The organism is Pelotomaculum sp. FP, from assembly GCF_004369245.1.
GTDB lineage: Bacteria > Bacillota > Desulfotomaculia > Desulfotomaculales > Pelotomaculaceae > Pelotomaculum_C > Pelotomaculum_C schinkii.
Genome location: NZ_QFGB01000114.1, coordinates 1 through 3,087, shown reverse-complemented (window position 1 = coordinate 3,087; position 3,087 = coordinate 1). Strand labels below are relative to the sequence as shown.

Below are 3,087 nucleotides of genomic sequence, written 5' to 3'. Positions count from 1 at the left end.
TGTAATCTTGCTCGTAAAGTAGTCCTGGCAGGCAGGATTTTTTTGCACATTGATTATCTAAAAGATGATTCAGAACCCTCCCCAATCTGCTAAAATATTTGCAGTTTCTTTGGGGAGGTTATTATTTTGCAAATTCCTTGGAATCTACCTGTTAAGCTATCAATCTATGCCAAGGACAGATACTCAGTGGTCTTTCCCGTACTTATCAAGTGCCCTTGCTGCAATTCTGCAGTCAAGCTGAAACGGCACGGCTTCTATGAACGCAATGCACTAGCCAACAAACGATGTTACCGTATCAGCATCTGCCGGTACCTGTGTCCTGCCTGCTTAAAGACGGTATCTCTTTTGCCCTGGTTTCTTCTGCCTTACTTCCAACATAACCGTAATACCATATTAAAAAGCCTGCGGGAGAGTTTTAGAAAAACAACTGCTGCCGTTGGCCGCCAACTAGCCGCTTTTTACCATAAGCGCTTCTTAGCCAATATCCCCGCCATTGTCAGTGCTTTAAGAGAACAGCACTGGCGAGAGCGACTTCCTGCGGATAAAAACAAAGGGGCCATAAAGATAGTCCGCCGGTTAAACTTCACTCGGGCAAGTGAAACGACCTTGGCAGAGGTCAATAGTTTATCCAACCGGATCTTGGCTAACTTTATGGCAAGATCATTTTAACATCTCCCCTGGGGTATGCGGCAAGTATATTTTATCCACACAACTTTTGCATGGCGGTATATGGCCTTTTTACCATATAATTTTCACCGTGAGGTTAACCGGTTATCCTCCAATACATCTGTTGGAGGTGCTTTAAAAATGGCTTTGACCGAAGAGCAGAAAATGGAGGTGGCCCTTTTCCGTTTCGGCTTGATCGCTCCCTTGCTAAACAATCAAGTTGATAATCCGAAAGTCTACCTGGAGAAGGTTTCCGCCCTAGTCTATGACGTCCCCTACTACGGAAGAAAAGAGTTCTGTGACAAAACCTTTCGCCGTTGGCTTTTGGACTACCGCAAAGACAATCTGGAAGGGCTTAAGCCTCAAAACCGTAAAGACAAGGGACAGTCAAGAGTAATCAGCGAGGACCTTGCTGAGAAAATTATAGCTTTTAGGCATGAAAACCCAGGCTTGAGCGTTATGCTTCTTTACGACCAAATGGCCAAAGAAGGGCTAATCTTGCGCTCCGAGGTTTCTTACCATTCGGTCTACCGCTTTCTCAAGAAGAAAAATCTGGCCAAACCCCTGGCGGATAAAGTCGTGGTTAAGGACCGCAAGCGCTTTGCCTACGATGAGGTAAACCGGATGTGGCAGGGCGATATGATGACAGGCCCTTATGTCATAGTCAATGGTAAGAAGAAGCCTACTTATCTTTTTGCCTTTATTGATGACTGTTCCCGTTTGGTTACTTTCGCCCAGTTTTCTTTTGAACAAAATTTCGACGCCATGAAAAAAGTCTATATCGAAGCGGTTATTCGCCGGGGTATACCCAAGATTGTTTACCTGGACAACGGTAAGGTTTACCGCTCTCAATTATTTCACTGGGCCTGTGCCCAAATGGGTACCACGGTTTCCCATACCGAGCCTTTCGATGCACCCAGCAAGGGGAAAATCGAACGGATTTTTCGTACGGTAAGAGAACGTTTCCTGCCACTTCTGTCTTATCCGGTGACATCCCTGGATGAATTGAACCGTGCTTTTGGAAAATGGCTGGAGGAAGACTACCATCGACGTGTTCACTCATCCCTGGGTATGTCTCCCCTCGACAAGTACTTGAGCTTGGTAAACCAGGTTAAGTTCGCCCGGGAGCCGGATTTGGTCCGGGAGTTATTCTTAAAAAGGGAGTCCCGCCGGGTTCACAATGATGCCACCGTCTCTATCGGGGGTAGGCTCTTCGAAGTGCCGCCCGCTCTAATCGGCCAGAAGGTGGAGGTGCGGTTTGAACCAAACGACTTAAGCAAGATATTGATTTATGCTAATGACAAGTTTGTAGGTAAGGGTTTACCGGTTCAATTGGCGGATAACGCCAGAATGAAGCGCAACCGCAGTGAAAATGATATTTCTCCCCAGGTATTATCTTTTCATGAAGCCCTTTTAAAAAAGGAGAGTGGTAAATGATGTTTACCGCCTTCTACTCCCTTGCTGCCAGACCTTTTGCGAAAGATATCAAAGCAGAGGAGATGTACCTGTCATCTTCCCACCAGGAACTTCTGGCCCGGCTAAATTATCTAAAAGACAGCCGTGGTATCGGCATGGTGGTGGGCGAACCCGGTTCCGGCAAAACTTCCGGTCTACGTACTTTTGTGGTTTCCCTCAATCCCTCTCTCTACCGGGTGGCCTACTTCCCGCTTTCTACGGTTACTGTTACGGATTTCTACAGGGGGCTGGCTTTTAGCCTGGGTCTTGAACCTGCTTTCCGCAAAGTGGATTTGTTCAATCAAATTCAGGAGGCTATCCAAAACAACTATTCCGGCAAGAAAGTTGTTCCTGTTATTATTCTGGACGAACTGCAGTTGGCCAGTACGAAGTTTTTCAGTGACCTCCATTTGTTGTTCAATTTTTCGATGGACTCTGAAAACCCATTTGTATTGGTACTCTGTGGAATGCCTGCTCTGGCAATTAAAATGTCGTTGACCCATAACCAACCTTTAAATCAAAGGTTAATTATGCGCTACAAGATGGCTCCCTTGACAAAAGAGGAAACAAAAAATTACTTGGAGCACCATATGCGCCTAGCCGGCTCCAACTACCCGATCTTTTCAGACACTGCCGTAGAAGCTATTGCTACAGTGAGCCGGGGCTGGCCCCGCTTAATTAACAACCTTGCTACTACCAGCTTAATCTTTGGCTGTCAGAAGTTGCTTAAATATATTGATGAGGAGGCTGTGAGGCAGGCTGCTGTTGAATTAGGCATGTAACCATTATCCTATTTCGGGTCGGTCGTTGGCCGGCCTTTTCCTTAACTCATACATTTTGCAAAACATATATTGTGCAATTTTTAAGTTTTTCCAAACAAAAATTGTGCAAATTTTGCAGTTTGAATAGAAATTTTAAGCCTAATTATTGTGCAAATCGCTAGGACAAAGATTCTGCAAAATTACA

The 3,087-nt window shown here is 45.4% G+C and carries 3 protein-coding genes; all 3 read left to right on the top strand.

Going from position 1 to position 3,087, the window contains the following annotated elements; all coding sequences use genetic code 11:
- Positions 1–126: 126 nt before the first annotated feature.
- The 3 genes from Psfp_RS20815 (at position 127) to Psfp_RS20805 (ending at position 2,903) form a co-directional block, all read left to right on the top strand.
- A complete protein-coding gene (locus tag Psfp_RS20815; protein ID WP_134220422.1) occupies positions 127–669 on the top strand; it encodes a DUF6431 domain-containing protein in 543 nt (180 codons plus the stop codon).
- Between the two features lie 144 nt (positions 670–813).
- Entirely contained in the window at positions 814–2,103 is a 1,290-nt protein-coding gene (locus Psfp_RS20810) for a DDE-type integrase/transposase/recombinase (protein ID WP_243120839.1), read from the top strand.
- Complete coding sequence (locus Psfp_RS20805) at positions 2,100–2,903, top strand: AAA family ATPase (protein WP_243120838.1); 804 nt, start codon at positions 2,100–2,102, stop codon at positions 2,901–2,903. The genes Psfp_RS20810 and Psfp_RS20805 overlap by 4 nt, the downstream gene beginning before the upstream one ends.
- The last annotated feature ends 184 nt before the right edge of the window (positions 2,904–3,087 follow it).

What these genes read in the sequence shown, in the direction of transcription:
- Psfp_RS20805 (WP_243120838.1), top strand. Translation starts at nt 2,100, where the DNA reads ATGATGTTTACCGCCTTCTACTCCCTTGCTGCCAGACCTTTTGCGAAA.